At 67.9% G+C, this 20,152-nt stretch carries 22 protein-coding genes; 11 read left to right on the forward strand and 11 right to left on the reverse strand.

Going from position 1 to position 20,152, the window contains the following annotated elements; translation table 11 throughout:
• Positions 1-418 precede the first annotated feature (418 nt).
• The gene (locus tag VJT49_RS14415; protein ID WP_414635959.1) at positions 419-646 is read left to right on the forward strand and encodes a hypothetical protein; all 228 of its coding nucleotides are present in this window, start codon (positions 419-421) and stop codon (positions 644-646) included.
• Here the strand turns inward: VJT49_RS14415 and VJT49_RS14420 are convergent.
• Entirely contained in the window at positions 564-2,366 is a 1,803-nt protein-coding gene (locus tag VJT49_RS14420) for an NHL domain-containing thioredoxin family protein (protein WP_324165341.1), read from the reverse strand. The two genes, VJT49_RS14415 and VJT49_RS14420, sit on opposite strands and share 83 nt — an antisense overlap.
• Before the next feature lie 309 nt (positions 2,367-2,675).
• On the opposite strand from VJT49_RS14420, the gene VJT49_RS14425 reads away from it, so the two are divergent.
• The 4 genes from VJT49_RS14425 (at position 2,676) to VJT49_RS14440 (ending at position 4,763) form a co-directional block, all read left to right on the forward strand.
• A complete protein-coding gene (locus VJT49_RS14425) occupies positions 2,676-3,176 on the forward strand; it encodes a DNA topology modulation protein FlaR (protein ID WP_324165298.1) in 501 nt (166 codons plus the stop codon).
• 42 nt (positions 3,177-3,218) lie between these two features.
• Positions 3,219-3,653, forward strand: coding sequence for an FxsA family protein (locus VJT49_RS14430; RefSeq protein WP_324165299.1), 435 nt, complete (start codon positions 3,219-3,221; stop codon positions 3,651-3,653).
• Between the two features lie 234 nt (positions 3,654-3,887).
• A complete protein-coding gene (locus VJT49_RS14435) occupies positions 3,888-4,076 on the forward strand; it encodes a hypothetical protein (protein WP_324165300.1) in 189 nt (62 codons plus the stop codon).
• Positions 4,077-4,109: 33 nt separating this feature from the next.
• Positions 4,110-4,763, forward strand: coding sequence for a TetR/AcrR family transcriptional regulator (locus VJT49_RS14440; protein ID WP_324165301.1), 654 nt, complete (start codon positions 4,110-4,112; stop codon positions 4,761-4,763).
• Here the strand turns inward: VJT49_RS14440 and VJT49_RS14445 are convergent.
• Both VJT49_RS14445 and VJT49_RS14450 read right to left on the reverse strand, forming a co-directional pair.
• Positions 4,716-5,594 carry a MaoC family dehydratase gene (locus tag VJT49_RS14445; RefSeq protein WP_324165302.1) on the reverse strand — a complete coding sequence of 293 codons (879 nt, stop codon included), beginning with the start codon at positions 5,592-5,594 and terminating at the stop codon, positions 4,716-4,718. The genes VJT49_RS14440 and VJT49_RS14445 overlap by 48 nt on opposite strands.
• Entirely contained in the window at positions 5,594-6,934 is a 1,341-nt protein-coding gene (locus tag VJT49_RS14450) for a 3-oxoacyl-ACP reductase (protein ID WP_324165303.1), read from the reverse strand. Before VJT49_RS14450 ends, VJT49_RS14445 begins: the two co-directional genes overlap by 1 nt.
• 125 nt (positions 6,935-7,059) lie before the next feature.
• Here VJT49_RS14450 and VJT49_RS14455 point away from each other — a divergent pair, with 125 nt between their 5' ends.
• The gene (locus VJT49_RS14455; protein ID WP_324165304.1) at positions 7,060-8,331 is read left to right on the forward strand and encodes an acetyl-CoA C-acetyltransferase; all 1,272 of its coding nucleotides are present in this window, start codon (positions 7,060-7,062) and stop codon (positions 8,329-8,331) included.
• Positions 8,332-8,338: 7 nt separating this feature from the next.
• On the opposite strand, the gene VJT49_RS14460 is transcribed toward VJT49_RS14455, so the two are convergent.
• On the reverse strand, positions 8,339-8,830 hold the full coding sequence (locus VJT49_RS14460; RefSeq protein ID WP_324165305.1) for a DoxX family protein: 492 nt from the start codon (positions 8,828-8,830) through the stop codon (positions 8,339-8,341).
• A gap of 154 nt (positions 8,831-8,984) precedes the next feature.
• Between VJT49_RS14460 and VJT49_RS14465 the strand changes: the two genes are divergently transcribed.
• The gene (locus VJT49_RS14465) at positions 8,985-10,181 is read left to right on the forward strand and encodes an ATP-binding protein (RefSeq protein ID WP_324165306.1); all 1,197 of its coding nucleotides are present in this window, start codon (positions 8,985-8,987) and stop codon (positions 10,179-10,181) included.
• A gap of 178 nt (positions 10,182-10,359) precedes the next feature.
• Positions 10,360-10,509, forward strand: a complete 150-nt coding sequence (locus VJT49_RS14470; protein ID WP_324165307.1) for a hypothetical protein — start codon at positions 10,360-10,362, stop codon at positions 10,507-10,509.
• Between the two features lie 170 nt (positions 10,510-10,679).
• On the opposite strand, the gene VJT49_RS14475 is transcribed toward VJT49_RS14470, so the two are convergent.
• From VJT49_RS14475 to VJT49_RS14485, 3 genes are all read right to left on the reverse strand, one after another.
• On the reverse strand, positions 10,680-11,252 hold the full coding sequence (locus VJT49_RS14475) for a peroxidase-related enzyme (protein WP_324165308.1): 573 nt from the start codon (positions 11,250-11,252) through the stop codon (positions 10,680-10,682).
• A 168-nt stretch (positions 11,253-11,420) separates the two neighbouring features.
• The gene (gene mctP / locus VJT49_RS14480) at positions 11,421-13,109 is read right to left on the reverse strand and encodes a monocarboxylate uptake permease MctP (protein WP_324165309.1); all 1,689 of its coding nucleotides are present in this window, start codon (positions 13,107-13,109) and stop codon (positions 11,421-11,423) included.
• Positions 13,106-13,387: a DUF3311 domain-containing protein gene (locus VJT49_RS14485; RefSeq protein WP_324165310.1), complete on the reverse strand. Its 282-nt coding sequence runs from the start codon at positions 13,385-13,387 to the stop codon at positions 13,106-13,108. The genes mctP and VJT49_RS14485 overlap by 4 nt, the downstream gene beginning before the upstream one ends.
• 160 nt (positions 13,388-13,547) lie before the next feature.
• Here VJT49_RS14485 and VJT49_RS14490 point away from each other — a divergent pair, with 160 nt between their 5' ends.
• The gene (locus tag VJT49_RS14490) at positions 13,548-15,149 is read left to right on the forward strand and encodes an alpha/beta hydrolase (protein ID WP_324165311.1); all 1,602 of its coding nucleotides are present in this window, start codon (positions 13,548-13,550) and stop codon (positions 15,147-15,149) included.
• Here VJT49_RS14490 and VJT49_RS14495 read toward each other — a convergent pair.
• Positions 15,146-15,289, reverse strand: coding sequence for a hypothetical protein (locus tag VJT49_RS14495; RefSeq protein ID WP_324165312.1), 144 nt, complete (start codon positions 15,287-15,289; stop codon positions 15,146-15,148). The two genes, VJT49_RS14490 and VJT49_RS14495, sit on opposite strands and share 4 nt — an antisense overlap.
• Positions 15,290-15,452: 163 nt before the next feature.
• Between VJT49_RS14495 and VJT49_RS14500 the strand changes: the two genes are divergently transcribed.
• Both VJT49_RS14500 and VJT49_RS14505 read left to right on the forward strand, forming a co-directional pair.
• Positions 15,453-15,707 carry a helix-turn-helix transcriptional regulator gene (locus VJT49_RS14500; RefSeq protein ID WP_324165313.1) on the forward strand — a complete coding sequence of 85 codons (255 nt, stop codon included), beginning with the start codon at positions 15,453-15,455 and terminating at the stop codon, positions 15,705-15,707.
• 59 nt (positions 15,708-15,766) lie between these two features.
• Positions 15,767-16,330: a Uma2 family endonuclease gene (locus VJT49_RS14505; protein WP_324165314.1), complete on the forward strand. Its 564-nt coding sequence runs from the start codon at positions 15,767-15,769 to the stop codon at positions 16,328-16,330.
• Here the strand turns inward: VJT49_RS14505 and VJT49_RS14510 are convergent.
• From VJT49_RS14510 to VJT49_RS14520, 3 genes are all read right to left on the reverse strand, one after another.
• Positions 16,327-17,202, reverse strand: a complete 876-nt coding sequence (locus VJT49_RS14510; protein ID WP_324165315.1) for an LLM class F420-dependent oxidoreductase — start codon at positions 17,200-17,202, stop codon at positions 16,327-16,329. The genes VJT49_RS14505 and VJT49_RS14510 overlap by 4 nt on opposite strands.
• Before the next feature lie 74 nt (positions 17,203-17,276).
• A complete protein-coding gene (locus tag VJT49_RS14515; RefSeq protein ID WP_324165316.1) occupies positions 17,277-19,100 on the reverse strand; it encodes a phosphoenolpyruvate carboxykinase (GTP) in 1,824 nt (607 codons plus the stop codon).
• Between the two features lie 306 nt (positions 19,101-19,406).
• On the reverse strand, positions 19,407-20,138 hold the full coding sequence (locus VJT49_RS14520) for a hypothetical protein (protein ID WP_324165317.1): 732 nt from the start codon (positions 20,136-20,138) through the stop codon (positions 19,407-19,409).
• Positions 20,139-20,152 lie beyond the last annotated feature (14 nt).

Below are 20,152 nucleotides of genomic sequence, written 5' to 3' on the forward strand. Positions count from 1 at the left end.
AGCTCGAAATCCGCACGTTTGGCCGCACCTTCGTGCACCGCACCCGCCGCACCGTGGACGCCATGCCGGGAGCGGAGACGACCGCGTCGACGAACTGCTCGGGCGGTCCGGCCACCGCGTACCGGCCGTCGTCCCCGGTGATCGCGCGCACGAGCTGCCTGCCCCGCCCGTCGGTTACCGTCACGGCCGCGCCCTGGACACCTCGGCCCCCGGGTCGCGGACGGTGCCGGTCAGCATGGGCAGCTGCTCGCCGAACCGGTGCGGGTGCGCGGGCAGTGCCGTCGGCGCGGCATACCCGCTTGATCGACAGCGAAACCTGGCGCGAGCGGACACTGTTGCGTGAACGCCCCGAACTCGTGCCACGGCTCGCGCGGACGAACCGCTCGATGGAGGAGGCCGCGGTCGCCGCCCCACCGGCCTGCCCACGGGCGACATCTACGTACACACAGTCGCCGCCACGGCCTTCGCCGCCCATCGGGCTGCCATCACGTGCTGGCGGCCCGACGGCGGGCCGGACCTGGTCGCGCTGCTGCACCAGGCGATGGACGTGCTGGAAAGCGGCCTCACACCCCCGCGAGAACGAGTTGCAGCCTGGCCTGCCCGTCGTCGGAAACGCGGATCGGGACGCCCCAGTCCTGCCGGGTGACCCGGCACACCGGATGTTCGGCGTCGATGTCGCAACTGGCCGCCTGCGCGACGATCTGCAGCACGCCTTCCGGATGGCCGCCGGCGAGCTTGATGGTGCGGCTCAGTTCGGTGCCGGTGCCGGTGCCTTCCACCAGTAGCTCCGGCGGGGCGGCGCTGATCTCCAGCCGCGTCGACGGGCCGTACCGGTCGTCGAGTTTTTCGCCGGGCGCCGGCGTGAAGACCACGGACAGTTCGACGGTTCCCGGCGACAACACGCTCGGCGGCCGTCGCACGGCGTGGGCGTCACCGGTGACTTGCCGGGATGCTTCGGACGAGCCGGGCAGCGACCGCAACCGGTGCGCGGCCGACTCGACCACGAACAGCGCCTCCTCCGTCACCAGAAGCCCGGACGGCTCCGCGAGTCCGTCGGCGATCGTGGTGACCTTGCCGCTTTCCGGGTCGTAGCGCCGGATCGCGCCGTTGTAGGTGTCGGCGATCGCGATCGTGCCGTCGGTCAGCACGGCCACGCCCAGCGGATGTTGCAGCAGGGCGTCGGCCGCGTCGCCGTCCCGGTGCCCGAACGAGAACAGGTCCGTGCCGATCGCGGTGTACACCGCCTGGTCGGCGTCGATCCACCGCAGGGCGGACGTTTCGGCGTCGGCCAGCCACAGCCGGTCGCCCTGCACCGCCAGCCCGGAAGTCTGCGCGAAGAACGCTTCGTCGACTTTGCCATCGCGCAGGCCTTCGACCGTGGTACCGGCGAACCGGGAGATCGTCCCGCGCACCGGGTCGAAAAGGCCGAGGGTGTGGTTCCCGGCCATCGCCACGACAAACCCGCCCATCGGCTCCCACCACGCCACGTCCCAGGGGCTGGTCAGGTCGACTTCACGGGCGGGGCCGTCGGTTCCGCCGTCCCGCCACTGCTGTCCGGTACCGGCCACTGTGGACACTTCGCCGGTGCGCAGGTCGAGGCCGCGCAGCAGGTGGCTCGCGGTGTCGGCGACCAGCAGGTGGTATCCGGCCCGCTCGGCGACCTCGGCGGGCAGCAGCGCCAAACCGCTCGGCTCGGCGAACCTCGCGACGTCGAACGCGCCATCGGCCCAGCCGCGCTCACCACTGCCGAACCGCCGGATGACGGTTTCACCGTCGGAGGCGAATTCGGCGATCGAGTGGTTGCCGGTATCCGCCACGAGAATGCGGCCTTCGACGGTACGCACCGCCTTGCTGGGAAAACGCAGGGTGGCCGGCTGATCCTCGATGGGCAGCACATACGGGCTACCACCGCGACGCAGCGTCCCCTTCGCCTCGTGCACCGCGACCTGCTCGGCGATCACCCGGCGCAGCGCCCCGGCGTGCCCCTCACCCGCGGCCACATGCACGACGTAACCCTCGGGGTCGACGAGCACCAGCGTCGGCCAGGCCTTGACCGCGTACTGCTGCCAGGTCGCGAGATCGGGGTCGTTGAGCACGGGATGGTGTACGCCGTGCCGCCGCACCGCGGCCTCGATCGCCGACGCCTCGCCCTCGTGGAGGAACTTCGGGGAGTGCACGCCGACGGTCACCAGCACCTCGGCGAACTCGGCCTCCAGCGGGCGCAACTCGTCCAGCACATGGAGGCAGTTGATGCAGCCCGAGGTCCAGAAGTCCAGCAGCACGACCTTGCCGCGGAGTTCGGCCAGCTTGACCTGTCTGTCGCCAGTGTTGAGCCACACGTCTCCCGACAGTTCCGGGGCGCGCACGCGGGCTTGCCGTTCAACCGTCACAACCCGATCCAACACGCTGTTTCGCCCCGGTTGTTCCCCGATGTCACTTTCTGGACCGCGACTCTTTCAAGTGGCGCCATAATGAGAGATCACCTTAGTGGCACCATGAGGATGAACCTTCGGGACGTACCCGGCGACGTCCACCGAGTGCCGGCCGAAAACGCGGAAGCCCGGAGGCCGTCCCGCAGTCATGCCTTCACTGTGATGGAGAGCACAGCGGGTGTCCTGAGTAGGTCTACTCGACGATTCGGGCTTTCGCATCGAGGCGGCTTTACGCTGTTCGGCATGCAACGCGTGGTCGTGCTCGGATGCGCCGGCGCGGGCAAGACGACGTTCTCGCGACACCTGGGGAAGCTGCTCGATCTGCCGGTCTTCCACCTCGACCGGCACTACTGGCGACCGGGCTGGGTGGCGGCGCCCGAGGAGAAGTTCCACGCCGCCCAGCGGGCGCTGGTCGCCAAGGACCGCTGGGTGATCGACGGGAACTACAGCGGCAGCCTGCACATCCGGCTGCCCGCCGCCGACACCATCGTCCTGCTCGACTTCCCCCGCTGGCACTGCCTGTACCGGGTGGCGAAACGCACGGTCCAGGGCTGGGGCAAGGACGGGCAGGCAACGGGGTGCCCCGAACGCGTGGATCTGGAATTCCTGCGCTGGATCTGGCGTTGGCGCCGCGATTCGCGACCACGCGCACTGGCGAAGGTCGCCGAACACGGCCGTTGCGCCCGGCAACTGCGGCTGTCGAACCCGCGCGAGGTCAAGGCATTTCTGGAAAATCTCCGGTAGCTTCCCGGGGAGCAAACCGAGCAGGTCGCGCGTTGTCCGGGTATGGCTGTCGTGCTTCTGCTCTACCTGGTCGCCGAGGCCGCCGCGGTCTGGGCGGTGAGCTCGGTCGTGGGCGTGCTCGGCACGCTGGCGCTCCTGCTGGCCGGGGCGTTCCTCGGATCGTGGCTCGCGCGGCGGGAGGGTTCCCGCGCCGCGAGCGCGTTCCTCGCCACCGTGCGGGCAGGGCGACCGGCGCACAACGAGGTCACCGACGGCATGTTGATCGCCTTCGGCGGTCTGCTGATCATGGTGCCGGGATTCCTGAGCGACCTTGCCGGGCTGCTCCTCCTGCTGCCCCCGACGCGCGCGGTCGTCCGCCGCGCCTGGCTGCGCCGCGCCGAACGCCGGATGGCGACGCACGGGGCGGGCCGGGTGATCGTGGTGGACAGCGAGGTCGTGCCGGACGACAAGCAGCACCCGGTCATCGAGAGCCGTTGATCGGCTTCGCAAGGTCGAAGTAGCGACGACCGGCTGGAAACGGCCGAATCCGCCGCCCCCGGAAAACCGCCATTTCACCGCGAAACTGGCGTGGCGTTCCTTTTCCGGAAAAAAGTGTTCCGACCTCCGCCCGAAGATTTCCCCGGGAAACAACAGGCCGCGGCTCGGGATGTTCGGCGAGGGCACCGAGCCGGGACTCCCGATGCGCGGTGGAGGACGTCCACCAGCGTCTGCGTGGAAAGTGCGCGCGATTCCACCCCAACCCGCGCGCTCCGGCATATGCAGGGTTTCCAGCAGCCGGATGAACTCGTCCACACCCGGTTTGCCGAAGTCGGCCCGGCGTGCCGGCAGATCGATCAGGTCCGCGGACATGGGCGAGAATTCTACCGGCGCAAGACCGACCAGGTAGCGTTTGTCGTCTGAGAGGAGACCTTCGATGCACAACGTGAGGTCGATGTGACCGAGGAAGTGAAGCCCACGCCGACGCGGCCGCGGCGGCTGCCCAGGGAGGTGCGGGAACGGCAGATCCTGGACGCGGCGGTGCAGGTGTTCTCGTGGCACGGCTACCACTCGGCGTCGATGGACGAGATCTCCGAGGTCGCGGGCGTTTCCAAGCCGATGATCTACTCGTATCTCGGCGCGAAGGAGGATCTGTTCGCCAAGTGCATCCAGCGGGAGGCGGCGAGGCTGCTGGAGGCCCTGCGCCACGGAGTGCACGCCGAACTGCCCCCGGACATGCAACTGTGGCACGGGCTGCGCGCGTTCTACCGTTTCGTCGCGGACTACCGGGACGCGTGGACGGTGCTGCACCGCCAGGCACTGACCGTCGGTGGGCAGTTCGCCGGTGAGGTCAACGCCCTGCGCAGCAGGGCGATCGAAATGGTCTCCGCGCTCGTGGTCAGCGCGGGCACCAAGAAGGGACTCGGCGAAGTGGCCGAGTTCTCCGGCCCGGCGCTCGCCGTGGCACTGGTCGGCGCGGCCGAGTCACTGGCCGACTGGGGGCTCGACCACCCCGACATCTCCGATGGCGTGCTCGCGTCCTGGCTGATGAACCTCGTCTGGCTAGGCTTCAACGACCTCGTCGAGGGCCAGGTGTGGCGGCCGCAGTGAGCCCTCGAGGTGGGGCCTCGGCTTGCGCGTGCCCCACAACTCGAAGGCCCAGCCCTCGTCGGTCCGCCAGGAGGTGAATCCCACCTTGGCGGGCAACGGCACGGGACGCTTGAACCGCACGTCGACCGTGTAAGCGCCGGGCAGCCTGCCCTCGAACGCGGCCAGGGCGCGGGCCTTGATCCACATGCCGTGCGCGATCGCCGACGGGAAACCGAACAGCCGCGCGGTGAGCGCGTGCAGGTGGATGGGGTTGCGGTCGCCGGACACCTCCGCGTAGCGGCGCCCGATGTCCCCGGACACCCGCCAGATCGCGGTCGGCGCCGGCGGGGTGAGCTGCCCGCTCCGCGACGGACCTTCATCGCCGCCCCGGCGCAGGTAGGTGCTCACCTCCGTCCACACGGGACGGCCGCCCACCGACAGTTCGCCGCGCACGTCGAACTGCCTGCCGCTCGCGTGCGAGCGCAGGTTCTCCGCCCACACGCGGGCGGTGTAGGTCTCGCCGAGTCCGAGGGGCCGGTGCTGGGTGATGCGGTTGGCCACGTGCACCATTCCCAGCAGCGGGAACGGGAACTCCTTCTCGGTCATCAACGCCATCTGGAGGCGGAAGATCAGCATGTGCGGATAGGTCGCGGGTAGTTCGTCGGTGAGCCGGAACCCGCACACCTGGTCGTACGCGGCCAGATGCGCCAGGTCCACGTCGATGTCGGGGCGGACGTACTCGGTGTTCGGAAGCGTTTCGCCGCCGACCTGCGGAAGCAGCGCCTTGGCATACAGCACGGGCAAAGCCGGCGCGTCCTGCTTGACGGTCCGCTGTGGCAGGAGTTTCGTCATCACGCCCCCAGCAGTGCCTGGCCGCAGACGCGGACCACGTTGCCGTTGACCGCACCGGACGCCGGATTGGCGTACCAGGCGATGGTTTCGGCGACGTCGACCGGCAGCCCGCCCTGCGCGAGGCTGGACAGCCGCCGGCCCGCTTCGCGAATGAACACCGGCACCTGCGCGGTCATCTTCGTTTCGATGAAGCCGGGCGCGACCGCGTTGATCGTGTAGTGCCGTCCGTACTCACCGAGTTTTGCCGCGCCGTCCTGCACCATCCCGACCACTCCCGCCTTGCTGGCGGCGTAGTTCGTCTGCCCCACGTTGCCGGCGATTCCGGCGATCGAGGACACCCCGATGATCCGGCCGTTGTCCCGCAACACCTGGTCCGCCAGCAGTTTGTCGTTGACGGCCAGGGGCGCGGCGAGATTGACGGTGAGCACCGCGTCCCAGTTGTCTTCGGTGAGGTTGCCAAGCGTCCTGTCGCGGGTGATCCCGGCGTTGTGCACGACGATGTCGACGCCACCATGCCGCTGTGTCAGGTGGTCGGCGAGCCGGCCGGGGGCATCGGGCTCGGTGATGTCGAGTTGCAGCGCCGAGCCGGCGATCTTGTTCGCGACCTCGGACAGTTCCGCGCCCCGAGCGGGAATGTCCAGCGCGATGACGTGAGCGCCGTCCCGGGCGAAGACCTCGGCGATCGCCGCACCGATCCCGCGGGCGGCGCCGGTGACCAGCGCGACCTTGCCGTCGAGCGGCTTGTCCCAGTTCTCGGGCGCTGCGGTTTCCGGAATACCGTGCGCGCCGACCCGGATCACCTGGCCGTCGACGAACGCCGATTTGGCCGACAGCAGGAAACGCATGGTGGACTCGGCCGCGTCCTCGGCTCCTGGTGCCACGTAGACGAGCTGCGCGGTCGCCCCCCGCCTGAGTTCCTTGCCCACCGACCGGACGAAGCCCTCCAGCGCTCGTTGGGCGATCCGTTCCCGGCCCTCGGACAGTTCCGGTGGGGTGCCGAGCACGACGACCCGCCCGGACGGGCCGACCTTCCGGATCACCGGGTGGAAGAAGTGATACAGCTGTCGAAGCTGCTTCGGGTCGGTGATGCCCGTCGCGTCGAAGACCAGCGCGCCATACCGCGCGTCCCCGTCCGCGACCTCGATTCCGGCGTCCGCGAGCCGCGTCCGCACGACCTTCTCCAGACGGCCGCCCGGTGCGGCGCCGAGCAGGACGGGACCGTCCAGTGGTGGCAGTCCCGGGTGGTGACGGCGCAGCCTCGGAGGGTCCGGCAGGCCCAGCTTGGGTACCAGGAACCTGCCGATCGGGGTCCGGGTGAACTGCTGGTACCGATCGGCCATCGAGCTCCTCCCTACGGCATACCTACTCGTAAGTAGGTTACCCTCGACTCAAAGTTCCACAAGCGCGGCGGCGTAAACCTCGGGCCAAGCAGGAACAGGCACGACAGCGCCGAGAAGGGAGCAACATGGACGTTCGTAAGGTGGCGATCGTCGGTGGCAACCGCATTCCGTTCGCACGCTCGAACGGCCCGTACGCGAACGCGTCCAACCAGGACATGTTCACCGCCGCGCTCGATGGCCTGGTGAGCCGCTTCGCGTTGCAGGGTGAGCGGATCGGCGAGGTCGCGGCAGGCGCGGTCCTCAAGCACTCTCGCGACTTCAACCTGGCACGCGAGTCCGTGCTCGGCAGCAGGCTGGCACCGGAGACCCCGGCGTCGGACGTGCAAATGGCGTGCGGCACGGGGCTGCAGGCGATCGTCAACGTGGCGAACAAGATCGCGCTCGGGCAGCTCGACTCCGCGATCGCGGGCGGGGTGGACACCACCTCCGACGCACCACTGGCCGTCAACGACGACCTGCGCCGGGTGCTGGTCCGGCTGACCACGACGAAGTCGCTCGGCGACCGGCTCAAGCTGCTGGCCAGGCTACGACCAGGCCACATCGTGCCCGAAATCCCGCGAAACGCCGAGCCCCGCACCGGCCTGTCGATGGGGGAACACGCGGCGATCACCGCGGCGGAATGGGGGATCACGCGGGCCGAGCAGGACGAGCTCGCGGCGGCCAGCCACCAGCGCCTGGCCGCCGCCTACGACCGGGGATTCTTCGACGACCTGGTCACCCCATACCTGGGTCTCGAGCGGGACCAGAACCTGCGCGCCGACTCGACGCCGGAGAAGCTGGCGAAACTCAAGCCGGTGTTCGGCGGCCCGACCGGGACGATGACCGCGGGCAACTCGACACCGCTGTCCGACGGCGCTTCGGCCGTGCTACTGGCCACGGAGGAGTGGGCCGCCGAGCGGAATCTTCCCGTGCTGGCGTACCTGACGTTCTCGGAGACCGCGGCCGTGGACTACGTGCACGGCCGGGCAGGCCTGCTGATGGCGCCGGTCCACGCGGTGCCGAGGATGCTCGCGAAGGCCGGGCTCACCCTGCGGGACTTCGATTTTTGTGAAATCCACGAAGCTTTCGCGTCGCAGGTCCTGGCCACGCTCAAGGCATGGGAATCCCCGGCCTTCGCCAAGGAGCGACTCGGCCTGGATGGTCCGCTGGGTTCGATCGACCGCGCGAAGCTGAACGTGAACGGCTCCTCGCTGGCCGCGGGACACCCCTTCGCCGCGACCGGTGGCCGGATCGTGGCGACGCTGGCCAAACTCCTGCACGAGAAGGGCTCCGGCCGTGGCCTGATCTCCATCTGCGCGGCGGGCGGCCAGGGCGTCACCGCGATCCTGGAGCGGTAACCAGGTTTCAGTTCCCGGAAACCTTCTCCGACGCCTTGGCGACCTTCTCCGACGCCTTCTTCGCGGCGCGGCGGGCACGCCAGCCCAATGAAGGCTTGCCCTCCGTGTCGGCGGCGGCGATCAGCAGGCCACCGGCGAGGCCGGCGTTCTTCAGGAAGTGAGTGAGCTGCTGCTGCCGCTCACCCGGGTCTTTCGCCTCCCAGAAGGGATGGGCCGCGGCCGTCGTCGGCACCAGGCTGCCCAACAGAGCCAGCGCGGAAAGCCGCGGCAACTTGCCGAAGGCGAACGCGGTGCCCGCCACGATCTTCACCACCGCGTCGGCGCGGACCAGGGTGACCGGGTCGGTCGGCACCGCCTCCGGCAGCTGCTGCCGGCCGGCCGTCTTGTCCAGCAAGGGTTTCGCGACCTCCGCGTGCCCCTCGGCCTGGCGCAGCGCGTTGACCCCGCCGTAGATGAAGATGGACGCGAGCATGGGACGAGCCAGTCGACGCAGAATCATGTCGAGAACTTACCCGCTCAGTCCGCCTACCACACTCTAAGCATCTATTGGATCTTAACTAGATTTGACTATACCCCGGTAGCGATCGCGACACGGCTAGGGATTTCTCGACAAATATCGAGCTGACGCTAGAAAGGCCGATACTGTCCTAGCCGTGGACCCCATCCGCAACCCCTTCGCACCCGGCGCCGGGCAACGGCCGCCGGAACTGGCCGGGCGCGAACGCGAGATCCACGCGTTCGAGGTGGTGCTCCAGCGGGTCGCGCGAGGCAGACCCGAGCGCAGCCTCGTGCTGACCGGTCTGCGTGGCGTCGGCAAGACCGTGCTACTCGGCGAGCTGCGGTCGATGGCCATCCGCCAAGGCTGGGGCGCGGGCAAGATCGAAGCCCGGCCGGACGCCGACCTCCGGCGACCGTTGTCCGCCGCGCTGCACCGGGCGATCCGGGACCTCGCCGTACGCCACCGCGCGCCGGATCGCGTCGAGGAAGTGCTGGGCGTGCTGAAGGCGTTCGCGCTCAAGGCCAACAAACCGGACGCGAAACTTCGCGACCGATGGCAGCCGGGGATCGACGTCGCGGCCGCGCAGGGTCGCGCCGACTCGGGCGACATCGAAATCGACCTGGTCGAGCTGTTCACCGAGGTCGCCGAACTGGCGGCGGATGTCGGCACGGGTGCGGCGCTGCTGATCGACGAGATCCAGGATCTCAAGCCGGCCGACGTGTCGGCGCTGTGCGCGGCCTGCCACGAGCTTTCCCAGTCCGGCGCGCCCCTGGTGGTGGTCGGCGCGGGGCTGCCGCACGTGCCCGCCGTGCTGTCGGCGTCGAAGTCCTACTCCGAACGGCTGTTCTCCTACGCCCGGATCGATCGCCTGGACCGCGACCAGGCCGATCGCGCGGTGACCCTCCCGATCGAGCGCGAGGAGGCCGGGATCGAGCCGGAGGCCCTGGACGCCCTGTTCGACGCTTCCGGTGGCTACCCCTACTTCATCCAGGCCTATGCCAAGGCCGCCTGGGACGCCGCGCCCGCCGACCCCATCACGATGAAGGACGTCCAGGTCGCCGCGCCCGAGGCGGAGCAGGAGCTGGCCGTGGGCTTCTTCGGCTCGCGCTATGAGCGGGCGACACCGGCGGAACGCGAGTACCTGCTGGCGATGGCCGAGCTGACGCAGGGCCGTGACGAGGGGGCGGGCACCTCCGACATCGCCGTCTATTTGGGCCGGAAGCCGTCGTCGCTGTCACCGGCGCGGGACAGCCTGATGAAAAAGGGCCTGGTGTACTCGGCCGAGCGTGGCCTCATCGCCTTCACGGTGCCCCACTTCGGGCACTACCTGCTGGGGCGCACCGAGGATTGAGCTTTCTGTGGCTCTCTAGCTTTTCGGCTAGATTAAGACATCGTCCACAATAGGGCATCTTATCCGATGATTCATCGGCTAGTGCGCCAAATCACCGGATACTCATTGGCGAGCTGATGAAAACGGGGCGCATACTGGAGGTACAGACACCGAGCGACCATCGAGGGATGCAGAACCGATGAACAACATCGCCGCCAAGCTCCGCGCCCGCCGCGCCGAAGCCCGCACCCGGCGAGCCATCAACAATGCGATCAACACCGCGGCCACCCCGACCGTGCGCCAGGAACTGATCGCCATCGCGCAGGCACGCCAGACCAATCTCCGGTAGCACCACTCGTAAGAGTGAGCTAGACCACATATCATGAAGGTGTAACGCCACCGTTGTGAGTGGCGATACCCAGAATGACCCCGTGATGCTGGCGGACCCCCGACCTGGCAGCAGCACGGGGTTTTCCATTGCCCGAGGGCACGACCTCGTCGGCGAGATCTGGCGCCGCTTTAGCGCTTTTCCCGGCCCATCAGGAAGAACTCGGGATTCGGCCGGAGCGCGGTGAGGTGCGCGAGGCGGTTGGACATGGCGAACAACGCGGTGATCGCGCCGACGTCCCAGATCTCGTCCTCGGTCAGCCCGGCCTCCCGCGCGGCCGCCAGGTTCTCCTCACCGAACTTCGCCGAATCCTGGGCGAGCGCCAAGGCAAGGTCGACGATCGCGCGGCCCCGCTTGTCCAGCTCGACCTGCCACGGGTTGCTCGACACCCGGTCCGCCAGCTCCGGATCCTTCGCCCGGATCCGCAGGATGGCCCCGTGCGCCACCACGCAGTAAGTGCAGTGGTTGGCGCCGGAGGTCGCCACCACGACCAGTTCCCGCTCCGCCTTGCTCAGCCCTTCGGGGCGCTCCATCAACGCGTCGTGGTAGTCGAGGAACGCCCGGAGTTCGACGGGCCGGTGGCCGAGCGCGCGGAAGATGTTCGGGACGAATCCCGACTTCTGCGCGATCACCCCGATGCGCTCGCGCAGATCCTCCGGCAGCTGGCCGAGCTCGACCACCGGGAAGCGGCTTACGTCACTCATGCACTCTTCTCCGCGATTCTGCGCGTGCCCGTGATCGTGTCGGCGGGGCGCTCCTCACACGAAGGGTGCCCCACCACCCCGATAGCGGAACCTGACGCGGGCCTTGGCTGTCTTGCGTGCCGCGGCTTGCCCGGGTTACTCGTTGCGTCTATTGAACCCCTGTTCGGGTCAGTGCGCGCCGACCGGGCGCAGGTTCTTGTCGTGCTCGTCGGCGTGGTAGTCGGTCGGCTCGGTGTCGTCGGTGCCGTTGAACACCTTCATCCGCCGCGCGATCACCGTGACCACGACGGCCACCACCAGGTTCGCCACCAGCGCCACGAAACCGGGGTAGATCTGCACCTGGGAGCCCGCGAACGGATGCCAGCCGAAGATCGACAGCTTGTCGAGGGCCAGCGCGGAGCCGCCGAAGTGCGCCTTGCCGGTCTTCGGGTTCGGGATGTTGTAGAGCATCATCAGGCCCCACACCATGCCGACCACCCAGCCCGCGACCAGGCCCCACCGGTGGAACCAGCGGGTGTAGAGCGAGATCGCCACCGCCGGCAGGGTCTGCAGGATGAGCACGCCGCCGATCAGCTGCAGGTCGATCGAGAACTGCGGGTCGATGAACAGGATGAACGCGACCGCCCCGAACTTCACGACCAGCGAGGCGAGTTTGGCCTGCTTCGCTTCCTGAGCGGGGGTGGCGTCCCGGTGCAGGTACTCCTTGTAGATGTTGCGAGTCCACAGGTTCGCCGCGGCGATCGACATGATCGCGGCGGGCACCAGCGCCCCGATGCCGATCGCGGCGAACGCGATACCGGCGAACCAGGACGGGAACTGGGTGTCGAACAGCACCGGGATCACGGTGTTGGAGTCGGCGTTGCCGGTGGCCGCGTTGGTGATCGGCTTGACCCCCGCGGACAGCGCGACATAACCGAGCAACGCGAGCAGGCCCAGCAGGAACGAGTACGCCGGAAGCGCCATCATGTTCCGCTTGATCACGTTGCGGCCACGCGAGGCCAGCACGCCGGTCAGCGAGTGCGGGTAGAGGAACAGTGCGAGTGCGGAGCCCAGCGCGAGGGTGATGTACTGCAACTGGTTGTTGGCGCCCAGCAGGATCGACCCCGACGGTTTGCCCGTCTTCGGGTCAGGTGTGGTCAGTTTCTGCTGGCTGACGTCGAAGATGTGCGACCAGCCGCCGAGTTTCGCCGGCAGGTAGAACACCGCCACCAGGATGACCACGTAGATCAGGCCGTCCTTGACGAACGCGATGAGCGCGGGCGCGCGCAGCCCGGACTGGTAGGTGTAGAGCGCCAGGATGACGAAGGCGACCAGCAGCGGCAGGTGACCGACGATGCCACCGCCGTTGAGGCCCATCGTGCGCAGCACCGCCTCGATGCCGACCAGTTGCAGCGCGATGTACGGCATGGTGGCGACGATGCCGGTGAGCGCGATCAGCAACGCCAGGGTCGGCGAACCGAACCGACCACGCACGAAGTCCGCCGGCGTGACGTAGCCGCGCGAGCGGGACACCGACCACATGCGCAGCGCCGGCAGGAACACGATCGGGTACAGGATGACCGTGTACGGCAGCGCGTAGAAGCCGAGCGCGCCGGCGCCGAACACCAGGGCAGGCACGGCCACGAAGGTGTAGGCCGTGTAAAGGTCGCCGCCGACCAGGAACCAGGTGATCCAGGAGCCGAACTTGCGCCCGCCCAACCCCCATTCGTCGAGGTGGTCCAGCGACGCGGCGGCGCGCCATCGGGACGCGACGAAGCCCAGGACGCTGACCAGCAGGAAGAGCACCACGAAGATGCTCAGCTCGGTCCACTGCAGGCCGCTGCCCGGAGCGGCTGCCAGGATGGCTTCGGTTTTCACTGGTCGGCCCCCTCATCCAGTCCGTCGACTTCGGCCAGCCGGTCCGGCTTCCCGGTGACGACGGGCTTGCCCTTCGTCATCACGTAGACCAGTGCCACCGAGCCGACCCCGACGATCACGAACAGGAACTGATACCAGTAGAAGAACGGCAGCCCGAGCAGTCTCGGCTTGTCGAAGTTGAACCAGGGCGTAATCAACATCAGCAGGGGAACCAGCAGAAGCAGGTTCCAGGCGCTCCACTGCAACCCGGTCACCCGGCCGGCGGCTTTGCCAGACATCAAACCCTCACTCACCAGTTGTAACAGCCTGGTTGACCCTAAGTCCTCGGACCGGTTTCGGACATATCGATTTGATCAGCATTGCCCAACTTCCGTAGGGTTGCCCGCGCTGGCGCTGCCCGCTATCAATGGGCGACCGTCAGTGAACGAAAGGGACGAAGTGAACCGCTTGCGCGCCGCGATAGTGGTCCCCACGCTGGCAGGATCTCTGCTGGCAGGAAGTACGGCCTTCGCAAGCCCGGCCGAGGGGCCGCTGAACTCGACGAACATCCCCGACCGGTACTCGAGCCAGGTGCTGAACTGGCATGGCTGTACGCCGGATGAGCTGTCCGGTCAGACACCGCCCGCCGGCGCGGAGGGCATCGAGTGCGCCACCTTCCAGTCACCGCGCAACTGGTACCGGACCGAGGACAAGATCGACGTCACGATCGCGGTGAGCCGGCTGAAGGCGGCCAAGAACTCCACGGCGAGCGTGCTGGTCAACCCGGGTGGGCCGGGCGCGCCGGGCCGGATGTTCCCGACCAGGCTCCGGAACCAGGGCAAGCTGCGTGAGCACCAGGAGATCGTCGGCTTCGATCCCCGTGGCACCGGGAAGAGCACGAACATCACCTGCGGCGGCACCGTCGGCACCGGCAGCGATCTGGACCCGCGCGACCGCAGCCGCCCGAACCTCAACCTCATCCTCGACGCGACGAAGTACACCGCCGACGCCTGTCAGGCCAAGTCCGGCGAACTCGGACCGCTGATCAACACCGACCAGACCGTGCACGACCTGGACCTGCTGCGCGTGCTGCTCGGCCGGAACCGGGTCAACTGGGTCGGCTACTCGGCGGGAACCTGGCTCGGCGCGCACTACGCGCAGGCATTCCCGGACCGGACCGGGCGTTTCGTGCTCGACTCGAACACCGAGTTCACCACCACCTGGCAGAAGTCCTTCGACTGGCAGCCGATGGGCTTCGAGCGACGGTGGCGGGAGGACTTCCTCCCGTGGCTGGCCCAGTACGACAAGCTGTTCCACTACGGAACGACGGGCGAGGCCGCCCGCCAGACCTACGAACGGGTCCGGTACGCGCTGACCCAGCACCCGGTCGAGATCGACGGCGCGAAGCTGTCCGCGAACGAGTTCGACGCCCAGATCGTGCCGCAGCTGTACGACAAGAGGGCCTTCCCCGGCCTGGCCGACTTCCTGGCGAGCGTGAAGACGCTGACCGAGGGCTTGCCCGCGCAGAACGCGGACCGGCGGGCGAGGGTCGAGGCGGCCGCCGCGAACCCGGACGCCAGGGCGCTGGGGCCGCAGCCGCTCGTGGTGCCCAGCGACTACGACGACGCCTACGACGCCAGTTTCTGGACCATCCCGTGCAACGAGGGGCCGTGGTTGGGGAACCGGCAGACCGCGATCCAGCAGTCGGCCGAGCTGGGGCCGAAGTACCCGCTGCTGGGCTGGGGCTGGCTGATCCAGGCGTGCATCTTCTGGAAGAACTCGCCCGCTCCGTTGCCGGTGCTGGACGGCAGGGGTGTGCCGCCGATCCTGATGGTTCAGTCCACGCACGACCCGGCGACGCCGATCGAAGGCGCGTCGCGGGCGCACCAGGCGTTCCGCGGCTCGCGGCTGATCACCGTCACCGGCGAGGGTGACCACGGGATCTACGCGGGTGGAAACGCCGGGGTGGACAAGGTCGTGGAGAGCTACCTCGTGGACGGGGTGGTGCCGAACGACCAGAGCCTGCCTGGCATGCCACTGCCCGTACTGTCAGACTCTTAGGGTTTTCTGCTGAGGACCCCGTCGAGCCGCCCCGGCCCGGCGGGGTCCTTGTCGTTGTTCCGGCCAAGCTTGCCGGACACCACGACCAGCAGCGTGGAACCCATCGACAGGATGAGCATGGCGAAGCCTGCGAGCCACATTTCAAACCTCCTTTCCGGTGCCTGGTGTTCCCTCAGACGGGTGGATCATGAGAGAAGTTGCCAAATTCGCGGTTTCGTTTTGGTTGCAACTGGCCAGTAGTCCCCAGCCTGTGCACAGAGTTGTCCACAGGCTGGGGATGAATCCGCGGATAGACTGTGGCCCATGGTGCGAGTGCCGCTGACCGAAGCCGAACGTGACCGCGGCGAGCGGCTCGGCGCCGTGCTGCGTGAAGCGCGGGGACCGCGGAGCATGGTCGAGGTGGCCGCCGAGGCGGGGATCTCGGTGGAAACCCTGCGCAAGATCGAGACCGGCCGCATTCCGACCCCGGCGTTCTTCACGGTGGTCGCGGTCGCCGACGCGGTCGGGCTGCCACTGGAGTCGCTCCGGGACGCGGCAAGCCGCGTCCCGGCCGGTTGAGCGGAAACGGGAGACATACGGTGAGTAGCGACGACACCCGTTCTTCCGAAGGACCAAAGATGACCACCGCCGTTTGGCCCGACCATCTGCTGACCCTGGACGAGTGGGACGAGTTGCCCAAAGACGATCAACATCTCTTCGAGCTCGCCGAAGGTGTCCTCTACGTGGTCCCCAAACCAGCACCACTCCATCAACGAGCGATGTGGCGGTTGACATGGCTGCTTGATGAGCAGCTACCCCGCGACCTGACGGCGTTACCTGACGTCGAGGTCGTTGTCGACAAACCACATCCGCCTACCGTGCGCGCACCTGACGTGGTCGTCACACGCGAGGAAATCGCGCAGCTGAACCCGGCGCGGCTGGACGCCGTCGATGTTCTCGTCGCTGTCGAGATCGTTTCTCCCGGCACTGGCCGGATTGATCGCGTCACCAAGCTGTGCGAATATGCCGAGGCCGGGATTCCCCACTACTGGCTGATCGATCTGACCGAGCCCGTGGCCCTGACCGTCCACAAGCTGGCCGACGGGCTGTACGAGGAGGTCGCGAAGGCCACCGAGCGAATCAAGCTCGGCGAGCCGGCCGCCCTCGAAATCGATCCTGCTGGATTGCTGGCAAGGGATTAGCGGAGCAGCTCGATGACCGGGGCGAACGTTTCCAGGTTGTGCTCCAGCACGGTGATGTAGTTCAGGCCGAACCGCTCCAGGTTGGCCCGCAACTGTTCGGCGATCTGCTTGGCGGTGCCCACCAGTAGCGTCGGCAGCTGGCCCAGTTGCTCAAGGGTGAGCGTCGGCGCGTAGGGCCGCAGTCGTTCGAGCAGGCCCTGGCGGTCGTCGGTGATGGCGACGAGTTGCACCAGGATGTTGAAATCGACCTTGCCGACCCGCTCCCCGAGCGCGGCGCGGACGAACTCCACACGCTCGGCCAGGGCGTCGATGTCCGCAAGCCCCTCAAGCTTGCCCTCGCGGTTCGCCGACGCGCCGGCGAAAGCGATGATGTCGGCGTGTGCGGCGGCCAGCGTCAGCAGCCGGCGCCCCCAGCCGGCGATGAGCAGTGGTGGGCCGCCGTGTTGCGCGGGGCGCGGCTGGTAGTCCGGGTCGGCGAAGAGCCGTCGAAGCTCGAGGATGCTGCGCTGGAGATGGTCGATCCGCTCACCGGCGCCGGGGAACGGGATGCCCGCCGCTTCGAACTCGGCCTTGACATAGCCGGCGCCCAGACCCAGGTCCAGCCGGCCGTCGACGAACTGGTCGGTGCCAGCGACATCTCTTGCCAGCAGGACCGGGTTGTAGAACGGCGTGTTGAGCACGAACGTGTTCAGCCGCACCCGCTCGGTGGCTTCACCGGCGAGCACCAAGGCCGGGAACGGCGCCTGCATACCCAGGTGATCGGCCACCGACAGCACGTCGTACCCGAGGTCCTCGGTTTTGCGGCACTTGTCCACCCACTCGGCCCGGCTTCCCGGGACCGTCATGTTCACGCCGAACCGGAAGGTGTTCACGCCGCCAGATTACCGAACGGTCAGCGAACGGCCGGCTCCCCACGGTGGGAAGCCGGCCGTTCGGCCAAGAGTGATCAGGCCAGGCGTGACTTGAGCAATTCGAGCTCGTCACGGAGCGTGGACGGAACCTTGTCGCCGATCTTGGCGAACCACTCCTCGATCAGCGGGATCTCCTGACGCCACTCCTCGGGCTTGACATCGAGCGCGGCCTGGATGTCCTGGGCCGGCTCGGACAGACCCTCGGTGTCGAGATCCTCGGCCCGCGGGACGAAGCCGATCGGCGTCTCGACCGCGGAGGCCTTGCCTTCGATCCGCTCGATGACCCACTTCAGCACTCGGGAGTTCTCACCGAAGCCCGGCCACAGGAACCGCTTGTCCTCACCGCGGCGGAACCAGTTCACGTAGAAGATCTTCGGCAACTTCCCCGCGTCGGCGTTCTTGCCGGTGTCGATCCAGTGCTGGAAGTAGTCACCGGCGTGGTAGCCGAGGAACGGCAGCATCGCCATCGGGTCGCGGCGCACCTCGCCGACCTTGCCCGCCGCGGCCGCGGTCTTCTCCGACGACATGGTGGCGCCCATGAACACCCCGTGCTGCCAGTCGCGCGACTGCGTGACCAGCGGAACCGTGGTGGCACGACGGCCGCCGAACAGGATCGCCGAGATCGGCACGCCCTTCGGGTCGTCCCACTCCGGGGCCAGAATCGGGCACTGCGACATGGGTGTGCAGTACCGCGAGTTCGGGTGGGCCGCCGGCTCGGTGGACTCCGGCGTCCAGTCCGCGCCCTTCCACGAGGTCAGGTGCTCGGGCTTGGAGTCCATGCCCTCCCACCAGATGTCGCCGTCGTCGGTGAGGGCGACGTTGGTGAACACCGTGTTGCCCTTTTCGATGGTGCGCATGGCGTTCGGGTTGGTGTGCCAGTCCGTACCGGGCGCGACACCGAAGAAACCGAACTCGGGGTTGACGGCGTAGAGCCGGCCGTCCTCGCCGAACCGCATCCACGCGATGTCGTCGCCCAGGGTTTCCGCACGCCAGCCGGGAATCGTGGGCTGCAGCATGGCCAGGTTGGTCTTGCCGCAGGCGCTGGGGAAGGCCGCGGCGACGTAGTACGCCTTGTTCTCCGGCGAGATCAGCTTGAGGATCAGCATGTGCTCGGCGAGCCAGCCTTCGTCACGGGCGATCACCGAACCGATGCGCAGCGAGTAGCACTTCTTACCGAGCAGCGAGTTCCCGCCGTAGCCGGACCCGTAGCTCCAGATCTCGCGGGTCTCCGGGAAGTGCGAGATGTACTTGGTGTCGTTGCACGGCCAGGGAACGTCCTGCTCACCGGACTCGAGCGGCTTGCCGACCGAGTGCAGCGCCGGCACGAAGGCCCGCTCGGTGCCGTCTTCGGCGACGAACCTGGCCAGTGCCGCGGCGCCCATCCTGGTCATCACGCGCATCGAGGCGACGACGTAGGCGAAGTCGGTGATCTCGATACCGAGCTTCGGGTCGTCGGAGCCGAGCGGGCCCATGCAGAACGGGACGACGTACATCGTGCGACCACGCATGCAGCCCCGGTACAGCTCGGTCATGGTGGCCTTCATCTCGTCCGGGTGGACCCAGTTGTTGGTCGGCCCGGCGTCCTCCTCGCGCTCGGAACAGATGAAGGTCCGCTCCTCGACACGGGCCACGTCACTGGGGTCCGACGCCGCCCAGAACGAGTTGGGTTTGGCGCTCAGGGGCACGAACGTCCCCGCGTCGACGAGTTCGGAATCGACCCGCGCGGCCTCCTCCTCGGAACCGTCGCACCAGACCACGCGGTCGGGAGTGGTGAGCTCGGCGATCTCCCGCACCCACGCAAGCACACCACTGTGCGAGGTCGGCGCCTTGTCCAGACCCGGGATGGCTACTGCAGTCATTCCTTCTCCTGACCTCGACGACGAAATGGCCTAACACACCGGGGTGGTCCCGGTGTGCGTTTCGGGGATTTTTCGAGAGTAGCCGGGTGGAGAGCGCTCAACCGAGGGCTGACCTGTCGGTTCTCTCACAAAAACGATCAGGGAATCGATTCAGATATCGCTGAACCGGCGTAGCGGAAAAAGGTTTCCGGTGACGCCGTGATCTCCCCGTGTCTTTCGCGGGCGCAACCCGCCCGGCGGGCGCGTAGCGAAAAGCCGGCTCTCGCCGCCCGAACGGGGGACGGAGCCGGCTCCGGAAGACTTACTTCAGTTCTGTGAGATCCACTGACCGGTGATCGAGTCGATCTTCGCGACCCCTTCGACCACCTGGAGGCCGGGGCTGCCCCACAACTGGTCGCTGTCGGCGGCCACCCCGTCACTCCCGGACGTCTCGGTCCACTGGCCCGGACCGGTGTGCTCGTAGGTGTGGCTTTCCCCGGTCGCGGTGATGACCGTCTCGACATCGGCCTTGCCGTCACCGTCAGCGTCGGTGAACAGCAGCGTGTTGCCCTCCGAATCGGTCGCCGACGCCGTGTCCGCCGTGCCGTCCTGGTTGCTGTCCACCGTCGCGGGGCCGACCACGACCGTGCCGTCCTTGGTGTCCGCGGTGATCTCGCCGGCGTGCGCGGTGTCCGTTTCGTGCCCGCCCGCGCCACCTCCGTCGGAAGCCACCCAGTCGCCGGTGGAGACGTCGTAGGTCGCCTCCTGCTCCACATTGCCTTCGGTGTCGGCGTGGATGTATTCGTCCGCGTGACCGTCACCGTCGGTGTCCACGTACGCGGTGATCGTGCCGTCCGCGTTGTCCATCCGGACGGTGTCGTAGACCCCGTCGTGGTTGAGGTCCATGTTCTCTTCGGCGGTGTAAGTCTGGCCGTCGACGGTGATTTCCAGTTCGCCGTCGTGCGTGGTGTCACTGGCCTCCGTGGCTGAGCCGCTGTCGTCGATCCACACGCCGGAACTCCCCGCTCTTGCCGTCTTGTCCTTGTCCGTTGGACTCACCGTATGCCGGTTCG

Source organism: Amycolatopsis sp. (assembly GCF_035276945.1).
Taxonomy (GTDB): Bacteria; Actinomycetota; Actinomycetes; order Mycobacteriales; family Pseudonocardiaceae; genus Amycolatopsis_E.